The organism is Cytobacillus sp. FSL R5-0569, from assembly GCF_038007265.1.
In the GTDB taxonomy this organism is placed as follows: domain Bacteria; phylum Bacillota; class Bacilli; order Bacillales; family Cytobacillaceae; genus Cytobacillus; species Cytobacillus kochii.
Genome location: NZ_JBBOWW010000001.1, coordinates 3348946 through 3366376 on the forward strand (window position 1 = coordinate 3348946; position 17431 = coordinate 3366376).

Sequence of the window (17431 nt, forward strand, 5' to 3'; positions counted from 1 at the left end):
GTTTGAGTGATTCATTTTAGGTATAATAACCCTCTTTTTTAAAATGAATAAGACGCAAGAGTTTTAACTCATGCGCCTGAACTTAATACTTCTACTTTATCTACAAATTCTAGTTTCCTTAAATCGGATAATAAATGATCGATTCCTACCGCCATATCAGCAACATTTAGTGACAAGGTGACATTGGCACGACCTAAAATCGGAATGGTTTGATGGATGGTTAATACGTTACAACCTGATCCAGCCACAATACTTAATAATTGTGACAATGTGCCCGAACGATCCTCCAAATGAAAAAACAATGTAATAATTCTTTCCTTCACGATTGTATGAAAAGGAAAAACAGTATCGCGATATTTATAAAATGCGCTGCGACTCAAATCTACTTTATGGACAGCGTCCCAGACAGATTCTGCTTTTCCCCTTTCAATCATTTCTTTTGCATCCAAAGTCTTTTTCATAGCCTCAGGCAATACATCTTCTCGGACAAGGAAGAATTTTTTATCTAATTTATCCTGTTTCATCTTTCACCTCATTGATATTTTAAGGTTAGTCAATAAATTCAAATTCATAATCTAATAACTTGACGATATCCCCGTCTTTTGCACCTTTTTCGCGTAATGCTTCATCTACACCCATCCCTCTTAATTGACGGGCGAAACGTCTAACCGATTCATCTCTGCTAAAATCAGTCATCTTAAATAATTTCTCAACTGCATCACCAGACACAATAAAGTCACCAGCTGAATCTCTTGTAATCGTAAATTCTACTTGATCTGCTTCATGTTTATAAAGTACACGGTGAACTCCTGTATCCTCTTCTTCATGTTCAAGTGGGAATTCTGGTGTTTCTTCTACCTTATCTGCAATCGCAAATAGTAGCTCACGTAATCCAGACCTTGTAACTGCAGAGATCGGGAAAATTGGATACTCTTCTTCAAGCTGCTCCTTAAATGCCGCTAAGTGTTCTTCTGCATCAGGCATGTCCATCTTGTTAGCTACAATAATTTGTGGACGTTCTGTTAAACGTAAATTATATTCCTGTAATTCATTATTGATCGTCACATAATCTTCGTAAGGATCTCTGCCTTCCATTCCTGACATATCAATCACATGAACAATTACTCGTGTACGTTCAATATGTCTTAAAAATTGATGTCCCAGGCCCACTCCAGAATGAGCACCTTCAATTAACCCAGGTAAATCAGCCATGACAAAACTACGATTATCTTCTGTTTCTACCATACCCAAATTAGGAACGATTGTCGTAAAATGATACGCGCCAATTTTCGGCCTAGCAGCAGAAACGACAGAAAGTAAAGTCGACTTACCAACACTTGGGAATCCAACTAGCCCTACATCTGCAAGCAATTTCAACTCAAGCATAACTTCTCTCTCTTGACCTGGCTCTCCATGTTCTGATAATTCCGGTGCAGGATTGGCAGGTGTAGCGAACCGTGAATTTCCACGACCTCCACGGCCACCTTTTGCTATAATTGCCTGTTGGCCATGCTCAGTTAAATCCGCAATTACTTCACCAGTCTCAGCATCTGTAACCACAGTTCCCGGCGGTACTTTTATAATCATGTCCTTCGAATTTCTGCCATGCTGATTTTTAGACATTCCATGCTCACCACGTTCCGCTTTGAAATGTCGTTTATATCTAAAATCCATTAACGTTCTTAAACCTTCTTCAACAATAAAGACAACATTCGCGCCCTTACCACCGTCCCCACCAGCTGGACCGCCTTTAGGAACATATTTTTCACGACGAAAGGCTACCATTCCGTTCCCACCGTCGCCACCTTTTACATACACCTTGACCTGATCGACAAACATAAGATCTACTTCCTCCTATTCAAAAGATGCACATGAATATGAACACCCTTGACTCTCGCTGTTTATAATATCTTTTACTGACTAGCTTTTTACTATTAAATAAATCCATTTTACTTCTCTTCAAAAAGAACAAAGAAATCAAATGATATTTCATCTTCTGTTAAGCGTCTCACTGTAAGCCCCATACTTGTTGATTGCTCTAGTAAAAATAAGCGAATCTGCTGCATATAAGTAATTGTTCCACTAAAATCAAAAAAGAAACGGACACCCTGCTTTTCTGGATTAATTGATATAGATAAATGATTATCAGCAAATGGCTGTACAGCATCATTTAAGCAAGAGAAAAAAGATCTTGTCCAATCAGTTAAACTTTTATCATCCAGTTGATCACATTTGAATACTTCATAAACGTCATACTCTAATTGAAATTTTGGATTTCGCCAATTGTACGTAAATAAAAGTGAAGCAAATTGAGGCATTTGTAGGTTTGATAACTTTGCCTCTTGTTGCGCCTCCACAACAATTTCATCAATAATTTCTTTTGCCCGTTCCACCTTATTTAAGCTTAAATTGCCTTTAATTAGTTGTATTTTATTTAACCAATCATGCCTTGCATGACGTAGCACTTCAACAATATCCCAATCTTTTTCCATAATTGACTCCTACATCTTCTTTTATGGTCCTCAGCCATTACATTGATATGGTGTTAGTATAACAAAAAAAAACCATAGCCGTATGTATCTTAGCAAAAAGAAAGGTAAGAATTTTTAAATCTGCCCCTATATTTAAGGTTCCATCAATAGAAATGCATAAAAAGTAGCGGACTTTTATCAAAAGAGGACAGTTTGAGGAGATATATGTGGGATGAATGACATGAAGAGAACTCTAACCATTAATGGTTAGAGTTCTCCACTCAATCTTATGCTTCTTGAGCTGCAGGGTATACGCTAACTTGCTTACGGTCACGTCCAAGACGCTCAAATTTTACAACTCCGTCCACTTTCGCGAAAAGAGTATCGTCTCCACCTTTACCCACGTTTACACCTGGGTAAATTTTCGTACCGCGTTGACGGTAAAGAATAGAACCACCAGTAACGAATTGACCATCTGCACGCTTAGCACCTAAGCGTTTAGAGATTGAGTCACGTCCGTTCTTTGTAGAACCTACTCCTTTTTTAGATGCGAATAACTGAAGATCTAATTTTAATAGCATGAAATCCACCTCCTACTGTTTGAAGGTTATTTTTATATTTTCCGGATAGTTCTCAACGATCGTTTGCAATGAGACAACCATACCCTCAAGCAATAATTGGACTTTTTCTTCTATATCTTGAGCAAGATTGCTCGGAAGAATACAGGATAATAGTCCAGATTCCATTTGAATATGCGGAGTAACTCCCGCTAACTGATGGATGCTATTAACGCACCCAACTGAAACAGCTGATGCACCTGCACAGACAATGTCCTCACCATTATTAGCAAACAGGGCATGACCACTTATTTCAAATGATTGTATGAGTCCAGAACGATTACGATGAATGCTTACATCAATCATCAATCATCAACCTTATGCGTTGATTTTATCAATCACGACTTTAGTGTACGGTTGACGGTGACCTTGTTTCTTATGATAGTTTTTCTTTGCTTTGTATTTGAATACAGTGATTTTCTTCGCACGACCTTGTTTTTCAACTTTAGCCGTAACTGAAGCACCATCAACAACTGGGCTTCCAACTTTCACACTGTCTCCACCTACGAAAAGAACCTTTTCAAAAGTAACTGTTTCGCCTGCTTCTGCGTTAAGCTTTTCGATGTAGATTGTTTGACCTTCTTCTACACGGATTTGCTTACCACCAGTTTCAATAATTGCGTACATAACTGCACCTCCTCTTAAGACTAAGACTCGCCATCCCAGGTGTTCTGCCAAAGCAGAAGCTTAATGACCTTTTCTGCGCGGTTGTAGCATGGGCGCTACAAACATAACATCAAAATGTTATCATACACATACTGTACTGTCAATACGATTACACTTGCATTTCTTTCAATGGACCAAATCTTTTTATTTGATAGCTTGGTTTTGGGCGATCGATGAAATCGAAAACAAGGTGTTTCGCACAGCTCTCTTCTAATTGCTGTAACTCCTCTTTAGTGTATACAGCAACGACATCCCTTGTCACTTCTATAAGAACCGCTTCCTCATCACGGGTGCGATACGACCACAATTCTCTCTCTAAGCGAAAGGCAACCGTTTCTGCGCGCAATACCTTACCCGTCCCATGACAAACTGTACAATTCTCCTGTAAAGCTTCAGAAAGAGACACCTTCGTTTTCTTTCTCGTCAATTGTAAAATACCAAGAGGTGTAAATCCAATTACTTTTATTTGTCTTTCATCGGTAGCTAGCGCCTCTTTTATCACAGATAAAATATGTATTCTATCCTGCTCTTTTTCCATACTAATAAAATCAATTAGTATCATTCCTGCTAGGTCCCTGATACGTATTTGTCTCGCTACCTCCCTTGCCGCTAATTCATTTGTTTTTAAGACCGTATCTTGCAATTGGTGTTTTCCAGAAAATTTACCTGTGTTCACATCAATAATAGCTAACGCTTCTGTTTCATCAAAAATCAGATAAGAACCATTATCTAACCATACAATTCTTTTTAATGCTTTTTCAATTTCACGTTCAAGACCATAGGAAGTAAAGATAGCTTCTTGATCCGTATGAAGGTGAAATGTGACATTGTCTTTAGGCTGTAACTGCTTTTTGACAGTAGTATCATCCACAATTACTTCCCCACTCTTCATTTTTTGTATGACTTGACGTACTTTATGTAAAAATTGATCTTCCGTTTGAATAACACCGGGTCTTTTTATTAAGAGAGAGGCGGCATAGAGTTGCTGATATTTTACACGCAATTGCGTTAATTCTTTTTTAAGTACAGCCATATCAACATCTTTCGCAGCAGTCCTAATTACTAGCCCTTCCTTGGCTTCGAGCAACCTCGCAAAGTTTTGCTTTAACTGTTCTCTGACACTCTGATTAGTAATTTTCTTCGATACAGCAAGATAGTTCCCATACGGCAAATAGACCATATAATTGCCTTGCAATTCTACGATCCCCGTTAACCTTGGTCCTTTCGTTCCCGTTTGATCCTTTTCTACTTGTACAAGTAACCTTTCCCCTTGATGGACAAAAGAAGAAAGGTTACGTTTTTCCTTCTTATCATCATCTTCAAGTGCATAACTTTGCAATTTATCCTTATGCAAAAAGCCACTCTTTTCTTCACCAATATTGACAAAGAGTGCATTTAACCCTGGCATAACCTTTTCAACTATGCCTAGATAGATATTCCCTACTTTTGTTTCGAGTTGTAATGGTTCAATATACAATTCTTCAACTTCATTTTGATCGAGCAAGGCATACCTTTTTTCTCTATTTATTGTATTGATCACTAATCTTTTCAATTCTACTTTCCTCGCTTCTAATAAACATACACTAAGTCACTTATTTGAGCTGACACATTCTTTTCCGCAAAGTACGCATGTAATAACTCATTTTCATCTAGCACACTCTTTTCTTTATTCCCCGTCTCAACAATAATCGAGTGTTTACAACCTCGTTGAAATTTCTCGAGCACTTTCATGATTGGTTCAGATTCTTGAACGACTAACGGTTTTAATTTACGTAGTTCACTATGCTTTCCATAGTATCGTTCCAATAAGAACCGCATAAATATATATCTGCGCTGTTTCCATTCATAGTATAAGGAAAAAAGTAAGAATGCAAGGATGATGCAAATATTAATATTAAAAGGGAGAATCCAAAGAGAAGCAATTAAAAACAATATGAGCATAAAAATAGACAGCTGCAACGCCTTCCTATGTGCATCACCAAATGCATAAAAATAAGACAGATACAAAAAGACTAATTTCCCACCATCCAATGGCCAAATCGGAAGCAAATTAAAAAGTAAGATCATCAAGTTATACTGGACAAACAATGAAAAGTACTCAGGTGTGATTAGCTGCCATTCAAAACATAGGAAGGCAGCAGCAATCATCCAAACATGCTGTATAGGTCCTGCTAAAATTACCATTAACTCTTCTTTTAATGGGCGATTACCATGTTCGTCCATCTCTGCCACACCGCCAAATGGAAGTAACACAATGCTTTTTATTCTCCAAGAAAAAAACTGTGCGGCCACAGCATGTCCTATTTCATGAACAAAAATAATCAATAGTAAAAGAAAAAGCTCGTTGAAATGAGAAGTGATAACAGCTAATCCGACTACCAACCAGAGTAAAGGATGGATACGTATCTGCTTAAAAAGTAATATCCATTTATTCAAAAGGAATCACCTGTGAAGGATCAACAAAGTCATCCCCTTTTTTAATGGCAAAATAAAACAAGCCTTTCCCATCCTCTTTAGTAGCCGCTTCTCCTACTTCTGCACTTTTTTCAACATAGTCATATGCCTTTACATCAATTTCAGCTAAATTGCCATACCAAGATTGACTTTGATCGGCATGCTGAATGATAACGGTTTGTCCAAACCCAGGTTTTTCGCCAATAAATTCAACGACTCCTCCATTTGCAGCCTCTACTTTTTCACCCATGTTTGTTTCAATCGAAATTTTTTGTCCATCTTGCTCAAACGCTTGTAATACCTTGCCTGTTGCTGGTAAGCTTGGTTGCGCTTCCTCAACAGATTCTTCTGTCTGTTTCTGCTTTGGCAAAAGGGCAAAGGTTTGTCCGAATTGCTCTTCATACCAATTAATAACAGTAGCAAACTGAAAATTCTTATCCATTGCCTCTACAACAAAGGCTTTCGGCTTTTCAAAAATTGCTCCATCATTTTTAAACATAATGGCTACTATGAGGAATAAGCAGGCTGATACGAGCACTTTAAATAGAAAAACCTCCTTTTTAAATAAAGGGTGATTCGTATTTGAATCTTTAGGAGGTGGACTATCATATGAGGGAAGTTGGTCAAATCCATGCCTCTCCTCATCTTGCAACCAATTCATTTTTTTCGATTTTTTTTGAACAGGCTTATTCTTCTCCATCTCTTTTTTTCTTTTAGCCATCCGTTTTCTTATATCATCAGCTCTTGAGCTCATCATAACTTCCCACCTATTCATCAGCATTTGTACAAGTCTATGATGTGAGGTTTTTAAGTATGACAGATAGATAAGGGAGAAGTATTTTTTATGTTGTCAAACACCTAGATGCAGTTGGAAAGCTACCTACTTATAAATGATCATTATATCTGTGTTTACTCTTAGACTATTGATAGTGAATCCTTTTATTATGAATGATCGTGCTCTTAGAGTGCTTTCTATAGAAGAAGATAGGGGTACTAACAGGGGTAATTGACTATACGTCGCTTTTTGATGAAAAGCTTACATTTCTGCAATTGAATGGCTTATTCATGGATGGTGCATTTGGACCGTTTGCTGTACTACTTATTACTATCAGCAGAATATTCCATAGTCCTATTTCTTTTCCCATGTCAAATATTAAGAAATCCTTAGTGACAACAGTTCACTAAGGATTTCTTTTGTTATTTTACTTTGAAGAAGTTCTTTATCTTTGTAAAAACACCGGTATTCTCTTCTTGAAGTTGTTGAAGTGGTACAGATTCGCCAAGAATTCTGCGGGCAATATTTCGATAAGCAATAGATGCGATATTATTTGGATCCATTGCGATGGGTTCTCCTTGATTTGTCGCCCGAATCACTTGATCATCATCCGCTACAATGCCTAATAATTCTAAATCGAGATGTCTCGTAATATCATCAATATCCATCGTATCACGGTTTTTCATGAGTTGTGGTCGGATACGATTAATGACTAACCTTGGACGTTCGATATGATCTTCTTGCTCTAACAACCCGATAATGCGATCGGCATCGCGTACCGCTGTTGCCTCTGGTGTAGTTACAACAATCGCTTTTGTTGCTCCTGAAACGGCATTACGATAGCCTTGTTCAATTCCCGCAGGACAATCAATAATAATATAATCAAAATCCTGCTTTAAATCGTCTATTAATATTTTCATTTCGTCCGGGTCAACCGCGTTCTTATCACTTGTTTGTGCCGCAGGCAGGAGATAAAGAAGATCATCAAAGCGTTTATCCTTCACAAGGGCTTGCTGCATCTTACAACGCCCCTTAACTACATCCACTAAATCATAAATAATACGGTTTTCAAGGCCCATAACAACATCAAGATTTCTTAGTCCAATATCTGTATCCACAAGGCACACTCTTTTTCCTTGCAGGGCTAATGCTGTACCAATATTTGCAGATGTTGTTGTTTTACCAACGCCGCCTTTTCCGGATGTAATGACTATCGCTTCTCCCACTCTAGAATCCCCCTTGCAAATTCGATATATTTGGTCTTACATGTACCAATACTTGTAGTCTGTCGATAATGATCTGCTGCTCTTCATTCATATAAGCACATTCCATTTCGCGACTGTTCTCATCTTGTTTTTCATCAGGCGCACGAGTGATACTATCACAAATTCGAAGCTGTGTCGGTCTCATAATAGAAGCTGATATCACAGCCTCCTGGTTACCATAGTAACCCGCATGTGCAATTCCTTTTAGCTCGCCCATAATAAAAATATTGCCACCAGCTCTTACTGTTCCTCCAGGGTTTACATCTCCAATGAGCAATAAATCCCCCGGGACTTCAATCACTTGACCTGACCGAACAATTTTTGTTATAGAGACGATTTCATTTGCTTGCTTTTGCTTTTCAGCCTCATCCTTTGTCAGTACATTAGAAAGCACAGACTCCACAACAAGATTTTTCTTTTGCCTGATTAACTCTTTTATCTCTTCCTCTTGAGAGGAGGTTAAATAGCGATTACCTGTATGTACAAGGACAGATATCAATTTATCTTCTTGACTTTTACTACTCTCTATTAATTTATGATTTAACTCTTTTTTAAGTTCCTCATAAGAACAGGCATCATCAAGATGGAGTGTAATCCCATCCTTTGTGCCCTTCATCGTTACATTTTGTCTTTTATTCATTTCAAGATGTTCACCTCAAGAAAGACAAGAACAGATCCATTCTGTTATCTCGCCTCATTCTGATTCTCAATACATATTGTAGGAATAAATTCGACATCAGTTTGCAAAATCCTTTTTTCTTGCAAACTCAATCTTCACTCTGGTTGAAAAGAATAATTATATGGCAAAAGAAACCGGATAACCGGTTTCTAAAGTTGCCTGCAAACAGTCATTCAACTTTATTTCTTCGTTTTCCTTCATTATTGACTAGAACAGACTTAACATTATAACGATAGTCGTTCAACATATCTTTCAAAATATTTCTTCAATGGAAAAATGACTATGACGATAAAAATGAGGTTCAATATAAGTGTTGGAATGAATCTCATAAAGATGAAATCCGAGAATCCCATTGTTGTAATACTAATAATATAGTTGACCCCGAAAGATCCTAGCTCCATTAATGCTACACCAAAAAGAGTAATGATTGTCGTCACAATAAGGTTATTCTGTAAGATCTTCATTAGTTGATACACAATATAAGTGACAACTGGAAATAAAAATAGGTTAATACCGATAATTTCAGTATAAACAATGTCAAACAGCAATCCAAAAATAAAAGCATAAAGTAAACCTAGCTTCCTCGAGCCAAAAATAACTAAAAGCATAATCGCTCCAAGTAAAAAATGCGGGATAAGCCATCTCTCATTTGCAAACATCTCTGTTGGAGCGACCATAAGGGCAAATGTACTTTCAATGACGAATAAGAAAATAAATAAGAGAGGGAGAAGATATTTTCTCAACTTTCTTCCTCCTCATTTAATTCTTCAAGCTCTTCTTGAATCTCTGGATTAATGCTGTTAAGTTTTGTTACCATCACATGTTGAATGTCATATAGGTCCGCATTCGGCTCAATATAAGCAGTTTGTGTAAGGCCATATTCCGCAGGTGTAACCTCAACAACTTTTCCAATTGGCAAGCCTTTAGGGAATACTCCACCATAACCAGATGTCACTACCATTTGCCCTTTTTCTACTTTTGCATCATAAGGTATCTTCGTCATAAGCAAACGTTTTGTTTTTTCATCGTAGCCTTCAATTAAACCAAAAGTTTCTTCTTTTTTCTCATCATCTTGAACAACAGCTGAAATACGGTTCGTTGGATCTTTAGAACTCACCAGCTGAATCGTGGACGTGAAGGTTTGTGCACTTTTCACCTTACCAATCAGTCCATTGGCTGTAATAACCGCCATATTTGCCTCGATGCCGTCTCTGGTTCCTTTATTTATGGTAAGCTTTTCTTCCCACCTTAAAGGATTTCTACCGATTACTGTAGCCTGTATAGGTTCATAGTCGGTTAAACTATCTTCTTTTTCTAGTATTTCACGAAGCTCAGCATTATCCTTTTCTAACAATTGTACCTCTGCCTCTAAAAATGCTAGTTTATCTAATCTAGATTTCAGTTCTTTATTTTCTTCATATGTATTTTGCAAGTCTTGAACATTTTCAAAGAAACCAGCAATGTACTGTGTTGGACCAGCAACAATGTTCTGCGCCCATCCTGTCATATCTTTCAAAAACTGTTCTGGCCATGTAACACTATCTCTCTCTCTTAAAGAAAAGCCTATCAACGATACGAGAATAATGATACTTACAAGCAAAATAATCAGGCGTTTATTCAGAAAGAACTGTGGCATGCTAAACACCTCGATTGTTATATTTTATGCAAAAAAACTTGAAAAACAGGGCATTAATGACAGCCACTAATGCCTAATTTTTCTGTAGGTCACTATTCTTAACGAGAGTCTTTAGATTTATTTTTAAATAAATGAATATGATCTAATGCTTTACCGGTACCAATCGCCACACAATCCAGTGGATTTTCAGCAATAAGAACAGGCATTTTTGTTTCTTCACTAATCACTTTGTCCAAATTGCGTAACAACGCTCCTCCACCTGTTAAAACAATGCCACGATCCATAATATCAGCTGCTAACTCCGGCGGTGTTTTTTCTAATGTTACTTTTACAGCATCAACAATAGAGTATACCGTATCTTTTAATGCTTTTGAAATTTCATCACCTGTAATCTCAATTGTTTTTGGTAATCCAGTTAAAAGATCACGCCCACGGATTTCAAGGTTTTCTACACCTTCCGCTTCACTAGCAGAACCAATTTCTAATTTAATCATTTCAGCAGTTCGGTCACCAATCATTAAATTATAAGTTTTACGGATATAATTAATGACTGCATCATCCATTTCATCCCCAGCAATGCGGATTGATTGGCTTGTAACTATTCCCCCTAAAGAAATAATAGCCACTTCAGTTGTACCACCACCAATATCCACAACCATACTTCCTGTCGGCTCCCATACAGGTAAATTCGCACCAATTGCTGCTGCAAATGGTTCTTCAATGGTAAATGCATCCTTTGCACCAGCTTGTCTAGTTGCATCTACTACAGCTCTTTCTTCTACTGCAGTAATGCCAGATGGTACACAGACCATAACATTCGGTTTACCTGAAAAAATGCCCTTATTTTTATTCGCTTGTTTCATATAATATTTCATCATTGTTGCTGTCGTATCATAATCAGCAATTACGCCATCTTTCATTGGTCTTAATGCCACGATATTTCCCGGTGTACGACCAATCATATTTTTAGCGTCATTCCCAACGGCAACAATATGTTTCGTATCAGTTTGAAGTGCCACGACCGATGGCTCTCTAACAACGATTCCTTTACCTTTTACATACACAAGTGTATTTGCTGTTCCTAAATCTATCCCAAGGTCTTTTGTACCAAATCCAAACATTCCTGTATCTCCCTTTCTGATACTATACGATTTTTAAAATAAGGTTTATTTAATAGGGCATCTGACAGTCCCTCATTCTTAAAAAAATGATAGGTAAAATACTATACTTCCCCTAAAAAATCATAAACAATATTATATCGTATCGTCAAATAAAAACATAGTGCTAGATATAACCTTTTTCCTTTAAACTGACAAATTTCTTTTCACCAATGATAATATGATCGAGAATATCTATCCCAATTATTTTACCACATTCAGTTAGCCTTTTCGTCACATCAATATCTTCTCTACTTGGAGTCGGATCGCCAGAGGGGTGATTATGCAGACAAATAATCGAGGCGGCAGACTGTCTGAAAGCTTCTTTATACACTTCTCGTGGGTGAACAATAGAGGCATTTAAGCTACCAATAAAAATGGTTTGCTTGCTTAAAACTTGGTTCTTAGTGTTTAAATAAAGACAAACAAAATGTTCCTGAGATAGAAAACGCATTTCGTTCATCACATAATTAGCAGCATCTTCTGGTGAACGAATGCTGTATCTTTCATCGAAGGTTAAATTAGCCATTCTTCTGCCGATTTCTACAGCTGCCATGATTTGAATGGCTTTTGCCTGGCCAATACCTTTCACTTCGGTAATTTCGCTAAGGGAAGCATCCTTTAATAAACGCAATCCATCAAACTTTGTTAGCAAGCGATTGGACAGCTGCAAAACAGATTCATTTTTTGTCCCTGTCCGCAATAAAATAGCTATTAGTTCATGATTGGATAAGCTCTCTGGTCCACTCTGCATTAACCTTTCCCTCGGCTTTTCATCTTGAGGGAAGTCTTTAATCATTAAGCTTTCCGTATGCATCCCTTTCCTCCTTTTTCATTATCCAAACAAATGGTGAGGAAGTGAATAGCCCATTTTGCGCAACTCTCTAATCGTTTGTGAAATAGGCAATCCCATCACAGCAAAATAGTCTCCGTGTATTTGTTTAACAAGTGTTGCACCAATTCCTTGGATCCCATAGCCCCCCGCTTTGTCAAAAGGCTCACCCGTTTGGATATAGGCATAGATTTCTTCTTCTGAAAGCGGCCAAAATTCAACTTTTGTAACAACAGAAAAACGAGTTATTTTATTAGCTGTTAGTATCGCTACACCTGTGTACACTTCATGTGTACCGTTCGATAGGTTCTTAAGCATAAGATACGCTTCATCTTCATCAATCGGTTTGCCTAAAACCTCGCCTTTTTGGACAACAACCGTATCTGAGCCAATAACAAAAGTATCACTTTCGTTATTGTAGACTGCTCTCGCTTTTCGTTCCGCCAATTCTTGCACAATTTCATCCGGCTTTAAATTGGCTTCAAACTGCTCATCAACATGACTGCCTTTTACTTTGAAAGATAAATTTATTTGTTCAAGTAGCTGTTTTCTACGAGGAGAAGTGGAAGCGAGTATGAGGGTTTGTGTTTGCATGTGGTTCACCTTACTTTCATCGTATTTCAAATTGGGAGATACTTCTCTATCGTATCAAACAATCCACCTATTAACAATTTTAAATCATCTAATAATATGAATTTCCCACAAAAAATAGCCCGAAGAAAATCGAGCTAAAGAGAGGTAATCTGCTAAAAATAAATATAGACAGTGAAATCAGTGTTTCATAGATTCAATTAGAAATAAAATTAAATTATTCCCCAGAAAATAATATACTAAGAAACTTTTAAGTTTGAACGATGACCGTATATGATTGTAGGAAATTTAAGGCTGCCTGTTGAGCGTCCTTTCCGTTATTAGCTTTTAGAGCAGTAAGCATTTTATCCTTTAATGCTATTAGGTCTTCATGGTTCAGTCCTTGATTAATCTCATTTAGCGTACTTGAATATGCATTAATTTGTTCAGGGGACGCTTCACCTGTCAATAATTGATACACTTGGGGTGAGAGCTCTAAGATTTTCTTTTCTTCTGCAGTTAAACCTTCTACCTTAGCACCATCAATCGTATACTCTTTAGCAAACACTTCTGCACCTTGACCTTCTAATTGGGTACTCATAGTCTTAGCCGCTTCACTTGTAGCTGCTACTCCGATGATAAGTGTATATTGTTCTTGATTCTGGTGGATAAATGTAGGAATGCCTTTTTCCTTATACGAAGCAGCGATACCCTCTGCACTATCCTTGGTAGTAAAAACACCTCCTTGGACGATAAACGTATCTAAAGCAGGTAATTCTGCCGTCTCACTACCCGCAGTTACTGCTCCTGATGCACCTACTTGGGAACTTGCTGCGCCTCCTTCTGCCGTTTCCCCTTTATCGAGAACATTTAACATTACCAACCCAAATCCCGTTCCGATAACAACAGCAAACAGAATGGTAAAAAACATCGACGGGTTTAATTGATATTTCATTTGTTTAAAACTACTTTTCTTAGCTGTGCTTTTACAGTATTTGTTTTTCTTTTTCGTCACTTTTTCTCTATCTGCAAGTTCTTTCTCCCAATCTACTTCTTCTTCTCCACTTGGTAAAATCCAATCAAATTGATCCTCCGCTTCATTTTCCTTTGTGGCCGCTTGCTCCTTTACACCTTCTTCTTTATGCTTCGGTTGCCCGTCCTGATTTAATTTTATTGTGATTGTTCTCGCCTTTCCATTATGCTTGTCCATCTTTGTCCACTTCCCTCCCTCTTACCTTTTACTATTATTTTCATCACTTTATCATAGGAGAAAAAAAAAATAACAAGACTTTTGTCGTCTTGTTACAGAATGATTTCGTCAAATTCCATCATGGATAAAAACTTTGTCAAAGAAAGGCATCAGTCTCTATCTTCAAAAGGATAGGACTTGCCAGCAGCTTGATCATTGACGATTTTAGGATCATTTTCTTTTAAATCAATAGCGGTAGGAAAATGATAAACTGATACAACCATAGTGTAATCTCTTATACCATCTTTCACCTGGGTGATTTCGATTGATTCAATGGTTGTATACCGCTCTAGATGCTGTAATTCCTCTGTGAATGAAAGCCAATCCTCATAGCTTTGAGATTGCAAGTGCATGCTAATGACGGTCTTTTCTAATCCATTGGGCAACTTTACTTCAACAATACCTTCTTCTGATGTTGTCGAAATATCATTGATTGTTTCACTATTTGCCGTCTCATCCGAATGAACTCTTTCAACATTAATGGCCATTTGTGTAAGCTGAATCTTATTGACCGTTGCCGCTTCATCTAATAATAATAAAAACTGTTCTTCTAATGGCTCGATAGGTAGATGTAGTTGAGCATCTTCCCATTGTTCTGTCTGTGATACCGTTGCGGAAGAGCCTTGTTCCTTTAAGCTATTTAACCGTGCTTCTTCTGTAATGACTCTTTTTTTTATGGCCGATTCCTCTAACTTGAGTGGGTATAAGTAAAGAACGTAGGTTAATACAACTGTTATAAGCATGGATAAAACAATTACCAACAACCAATATTTACTTCCTTTGAACACAGTCAACGTTTTTCCTCCTCTACAATTGAGAAATAAGAGGGATCAAACGTGAAGGAGTAACTTGCTTCAAAACGAGACCGTTCCATTTCAGCTGCCTGTTGTTCATTAATCGTTGCTAAAGACGCATCTATAGACCAATCAGCTTGTTTAATACTGTGCAATAAATAAGCTGCTTCTCTTTGTGTATCAAATTGAACAAGCATCTCAACCTCATTTTTGTTCGATAGCTGCAGCGAAAGAATATAGCCTCTTGTTGGCAAAAGAGCTGTTAATTCAGATAAAAACCCGGTGATATTCACGCGTTCTTGTTCTAGCCAAGTTGTTGCATTCATTAACTCTTCTAGCGATTGTGATTGCTCTCTCTCATTCGACATTTCTGTTTGCTCTATTATTTCAACTTGTATATACGCTAATTCTTCCTCACTTGATTGGATACTTCTTTTTATTTTGTAGGCTCCTACGAAAATCGAAGCTAAGAGTAGCAGCAGGATGACCAACAAGATAACTATAAAAGTTGGGTTAACTAAAGGCTTTTGCTTTTGCAACAAATTTATATTGACCGTCATTTAAAGCACATCCTTTAACGCTAACCCCAGCACCTTATTCATCGAAGGTACAATCGTTTCATCATCCATTATTTTCCTAGCGTCAACAATAGCTATACGGCTTGTCATTCTACTACTTAAAAACAACTGAAAACTATGTATAATATTTTCACCACTTAATAAAACACTTGTAGTTGCATGATTGGTTTGTTGAAGGGTGAAAAAATGAAAATCTTGTAATCGATCCACTTCACGATACACTTCGGTAAATAAATAATCATCATTGGTTAATTCTATATTGTCATCATAGGGTAAATAATGAACAAGCATAGGAATGCCATGATGAATGATAGAGATATGAACACCTTGTTTTTCAAAATGAATGATAACAACACTCTCATTATCCTCTGCTAATCCTAAATAGGCGCTCAACCTCCATAAAGATAATGCTGTGATCTCTGCTTCTTCTGGGTAAACATTAGCTTGAGCGATTACTTGTTCAAACTGATGAACGAGCGTCTCCTCCGCAGCAACTAACAACACACGTTTCTCTTCATTCACCTCTTTATTAGGCATGAGGTGATAATCAAATACTGGTTGTTGAAATGGTAAATGAATGCTAGCCCCTATTTCCATATCCAAATATCCATGAATATGCTTTGCAGGCACTTCATCAGGAATAACTACTGACCTTACAACACTTTGTCCATCCGGAACTATAAATCTAACTTTTTTCCGATGAAGCTGCCAGTCTTCCACACAGCTTTGGAGGATTAAGGATAACCCCGTTTCATCTATTATTTTTCCTTCTTCAATGATTCCTTTTGCAATAGGTTTCACTGCTAGCTTTGTACCATAGGGAAACTGCCGCTTGTTCACTTGGCAATAGCGAATGCAATCATCCTCTATGACTATATTACAAAAGCTTTTTCTTAAGAAAGATAAAGCCATCATTTAAACTCCTTTGTCTAAACTAGAAGATTTGTAAATAATACAGCCATATTTCTTTGCCGAAAAAGTAAGCAGAAAGCGCTCCAGCTGCAATAAAGGGGCCAAAGGGGATGGGGTTGCCTCGTTTAACTTTGCCTACTAGCATAGCTAGTAAACCGAATACAGCGCCGTAAATCGTCGCAAGGAAAAAGGTTAACAAGACAAGCTTTGCACCAAGAGCAAACCCTAATAACGCAAACAGTTTAATATCACCACCGCCCATCCCACCATTACTCACAACTGCAATGGCAAGAAGCAAAAAGAAGCCAATAGCGCAACCTACTAAACTATCCCACCAAGGTGAAAGTGGCCAAATCAATCGTTCTATTATAAAAATGACTGCAAAACTTAGCAAAATACGATCCGGTATTAACATATATTGAATATCCGAAACGAAAATAATCATAAATAAAGATATCAACGTTAGAGCAAACAAAAGCTCTGGCGTCCAACCTAACGTGACAAGCGCAAGCACGAATAACAGCCCTGTTAACAGTTCAACAATAGGATATAAGGGCGAGATCCTCACACCACAGTGACGACATTTCCCGCGCTGAAATAAATAAGATAACACTGGCACCAATTCATACGCTTGTAAGTTATGGCCACAGTCAGTACAAGCTGACCGCGGTTTTACAATCGATTTTTTCACAGGTACCCTCAAACCGACAACATTGTAAAAGGAGCCGAGGATGAGGCCTATGATAAATAAGTAGATTAGTAGTATGTGATTGACC

General features: G+C 37.5%; 21 protein-coding genes and 1 other annotated feature. All 21 genes read right to left on the reverse strand.

Features of this window, described 5'->3' with window-relative positions:
* Nucleotides 1–68 precede the first annotated feature (68 nt).
* Nucleotides 69–524: an ACT domain-containing protein gene (locus MKX78_RS17005; protein WP_095372413.1), complete on the reverse strand. Its 456-nt coding sequence runs from the start codon at nucleotides 522–524 to the stop codon at nucleotides 69–71.
* A gap of 25 nt (nucleotides 525–549) precedes the next feature.
* The gene (gene obgE, locus MKX78_RS17010; RefSeq protein WP_095372412.1) at nucleotides 550–1839 is read right to left on the reverse strand and encodes a GTPase ObgE; all 1290 of its coding nucleotides are present in this window, start codon (nucleotides 1837–1839) and stop codon (nucleotides 550–552) included.
* A gap of 110 nt (nucleotides 1840–1949) precedes the next feature.
* Nucleotides 1950–2492: a sporulation initiation phosphotransferase B gene (locus tag MKX78_RS17015; protein WP_095372411.1), complete on the reverse strand. Its 543-nt coding sequence runs from the start codon at nucleotides 2490–2492 to the stop codon at nucleotides 1950–1952.
* Between the two features lie 266 nt (nucleotides 2493–2758).
* Complete coding sequence (gene rpmA / locus MKX78_RS17020) at nucleotides 2759–3052, reverse strand: 50S ribosomal protein L27 (RefSeq protein WP_009333115.1); 294 nt, start codon at nucleotides 3050–3052, stop codon at nucleotides 2759–2761.
* A gap of 12 nt (nucleotides 3053–3064) precedes the next feature.
* Complete coding sequence (locus MKX78_RS17025) at nucleotides 3065–3394, reverse strand: ribosomal-processing cysteine protease Prp (protein WP_095372410.1); 330 nt, start codon at nucleotides 3392–3394, stop codon at nucleotides 3065–3067.
* 12 nt (nucleotides 3395–3406) lie between these two features.
* On the reverse strand, nucleotides 3407–3715 hold the full coding sequence (rplU, locus tag MKX78_RS17030) for a 50S ribosomal protein L21 (protein ID WP_095372409.1): 309 nt from the start codon (nucleotides 3713–3715) through the stop codon (nucleotides 3407–3409).
* Nucleotides 3716–3728: 13 nt separating this feature from the next.
* Nucleotides 3729–3808 (reverse strand) — a sequence feature (ribosomal protein L21 leader region).
* 55 nt (nucleotides 3809–3863) lie between these two features.
* Nucleotides 3864–5306: an Rne/Rng family ribonuclease gene (locus tag MKX78_RS17035; protein ID WP_341051676.1), complete on the reverse strand. Its 1443-nt coding sequence runs from the start codon at nucleotides 5304–5306 to the stop codon at nucleotides 3864–3866.
* A 17-nt stretch (nucleotides 5307–5323) separates the two neighbouring features.
* Entirely contained in the window at nucleotides 5324–6190 is an 867-nt protein-coding gene (locus tag MKX78_RS17040; protein ID WP_095372407.1) for a M50 family metallopeptidase, read from the reverse strand.
* Nucleotides 6183–6965, reverse strand: a complete 783-nt coding sequence (locus MKX78_RS17045) for a M23 family metallopeptidase (protein ID WP_307312739.1) — start codon at nucleotides 6963–6965, stop codon at nucleotides 6183–6185. The genes MKX78_RS17040 and MKX78_RS17045 overlap by 8 nt, the downstream gene beginning before the upstream one ends.
* A 440-nt stretch (nucleotides 6966–7405) precedes the next feature.
* Nucleotides 7406–8209, reverse strand: a complete 804-nt coding sequence (gene minD / locus MKX78_RS17050) for a septum site-determining protein MinD (RefSeq protein WP_095372405.1) — start codon at nucleotides 8207–8209, stop codon at nucleotides 7406–7408.
* Between the two features lies 1 nt (nucleotide 8210).
* Complete coding sequence (gene minC / locus MKX78_RS17055; protein WP_095372404.1) at nucleotides 8211–8888, reverse strand: septum site-determining protein MinC; 678 nt, start codon at nucleotides 8886–8888, stop codon at nucleotides 8211–8213.
* 263 nt (nucleotides 8889–9151) lie between these two features.
* The gene (gene mreD / locus MKX78_RS17060) at nucleotides 9152–9670 is read right to left on the reverse strand and encodes a rod shape-determining protein MreD (RefSeq protein WP_095372403.1); all 519 of its coding nucleotides are present in this window, start codon (nucleotides 9668–9670) and stop codon (nucleotides 9152–9154) included.
* A complete protein-coding gene (gene mreC, locus MKX78_RS17065) occupies nucleotides 9667–10563 on the reverse strand; it encodes a rod shape-determining protein MreC (RefSeq protein WP_341051678.1) in 897 nt (298 codons plus the stop codon). The genes mreD and mreC overlap by 4 nt, the downstream gene beginning before the upstream one ends.
* A gap of 98 nt (nucleotides 10564–10661) precedes the next feature.
* Nucleotides 10662–11684, reverse strand: coding sequence for a rod shape-determining protein (locus MKX78_RS17070; RefSeq protein WP_095372401.1), 1023 nt, complete (start codon nucleotides 11682–11684; stop codon nucleotides 10662–10664).
* Between the two features lie 163 nt (nucleotides 11685–11847).
* Nucleotides 11848–12537, reverse strand: coding sequence for a RadC family protein (gene radC / locus MKX78_RS17075; RefSeq protein WP_095372400.1), 690 nt, complete (start codon nucleotides 12535–12537; stop codon nucleotides 11848–11850).
* An 18-nt stretch (nucleotides 12538–12555) separates the two neighbouring features.
* Entirely contained in the window at nucleotides 12556–13146 is a 591-nt protein-coding gene (locus tag MKX78_RS17080) for a Maf family protein (RefSeq protein WP_095372399.1), read from the reverse strand.
* A 247-nt stretch (nucleotides 13147–13393) separates the two neighbouring features.
* Nucleotides 13394–14332, reverse strand: a complete 939-nt coding sequence (locus MKX78_RS17085) for an SPOR domain-containing protein (RefSeq protein WP_341051680.1) — start codon at nucleotides 14330–14332, stop codon at nucleotides 13394–13396.
* Nucleotides 14333–14481: 149 nt separating this feature from the next.
* Nucleotides 14482–15165, reverse strand: coding sequence for a hypothetical protein (locus tag MKX78_RS17090; protein ID WP_095372397.1), 684 nt, complete (start codon nucleotides 15163–15165; stop codon nucleotides 14482–14484).
* Nucleotides 15162–15725: a hypothetical protein gene (locus MKX78_RS17095; RefSeq protein ID WP_095372396.1), complete on the reverse strand. Its 564-nt coding sequence runs from the start codon at nucleotides 15723–15725 to the stop codon at nucleotides 15162–15164. The genes MKX78_RS17090 and MKX78_RS17095 overlap by 4 nt, the downstream gene beginning before the upstream one ends.
* Nucleotides 15726–16655: a type IV pilus biogenesis protein PilM gene (gene pilM, locus MKX78_RS17100; protein ID WP_157733923.1), complete on the reverse strand. Its 930-nt coding sequence runs from the start codon at nucleotides 16653–16655 to the stop codon at nucleotides 15726–15728. It abuts the gene before it with no gap.
* Between the two features lie 22 nt (nucleotides 16656–16677).
* Complete coding sequence (locus MKX78_RS17105) at nucleotides 16678–17421, reverse strand: prepilin peptidase (RefSeq protein WP_095372394.1); 744 nt, start codon at nucleotides 17419–17421, stop codon at nucleotides 16678–16680.
* Between the last annotated feature and the right edge of the window lie 10 nt (nucleotides 17422–17431).

What these genes read in the sequence shown, in the direction of transcription:
- rplU (WP_095372409.1), bottom strand. Translation starts at nt 3,715, where the DNA reads ATGTACGCAATTATTGAAACTGGTGGTAAGCAAATCCGTGTAGAAGAA.
- MKX78_RS17025 (WP_095372410.1), bottom strand. Translation starts at nt 3,394, where the DNA reads ATGATTGATGTAAGCATTCATCGTAATCGTTCTGGACTCATACAATCA.
- MKX78_RS17085 (WP_341051680.1), bottom strand. Translation starts at nt 14,332, where the DNA reads ATGGACAAGCATAATGGAAAGGCGAGAACAATCACAATAAAATTAAAT.
- MKX78_RS17045 (WP_307312739.1), bottom strand. Translation starts at nt 6,965, where the DNA reads ATGATGAGCTCAAGAGCTGATGATATAAGAAAACGGATGGCTAAAAGA.
- MKX78_RS17095 (WP_095372396.1), bottom strand. Translation starts at nt 15,725, where the DNA reads ATGACGGTCAATATAAATTTGTTGCAAAAGCAAAAGCCTTTAGTTAAC.
- MKX78_RS17070 (WP_095372401.1), bottom strand. Translation starts at nt 11,684, where the DNA reads ATGTTTGGATTTGGTACAAAAGACCTTGGGATAGATTTAGGAACAGCA.
- radC (WP_095372400.1), bottom strand. Translation starts at nt 12,537, where the DNA reads ATGCATACGGAAAGCTTAATGATTAAAGACTTCCCTCAAGATGAAAAG.
- rpmA (WP_009333115.1), bottom strand. Translation starts at nt 3,052, where the DNA reads ATGCTATTAAAATTAGATCTTCAGTTATTCGCATCTAAAAAAGGAGTA.
- pilM (WP_157733923.1), bottom strand. Translation starts at nt 16,655, where the DNA reads ATGGCTTTATCTTTCTTAAGAAAAAGCTTTTGTAATATAGTCATAGAG.
- MKX78_RS17015 (WP_095372411.1), bottom strand. Translation starts at nt 2,492, where the DNA reads ATGGAAAAAGATTGGGATATTGTTGAAGTGCTACGTCATGCAAGGCAT.
- MKX78_RS17005 (WP_095372413.1), bottom strand. Translation starts at nt 524, where the DNA reads ATGAAACAGGATAAATTAGATAAAAAATTCTTCCTTGTCCGAGAAGAT.
- mreC (WP_341051678.1), bottom strand. Translation starts at nt 10,563, where the DNA reads ATGCCACAGTTCTTTCTGAATAAACGCCTGATTATTTTGCTTGTAAGT.
- minC (WP_095372404.1), bottom strand. Translation starts at nt 8,888, where the DNA reads ATGAATAAAAGACAAAATGTAACGATGAAGGGCACAAAGGATGGGATT.
- MKX78_RS17080 (WP_095372399.1), bottom strand. Translation starts at nt 13,146, where the DNA reads ATGCAAACACAAACCCTCATACTCGCTTCCACTTCTCCTCGTAGAAAA.
- obgE (WP_095372412.1), bottom strand. Translation starts at nt 1,839, where the DNA reads ATGTTTGTCGATCAGGTCAAGGTGTATGTAAAAGGTGGCGACGGTGGG.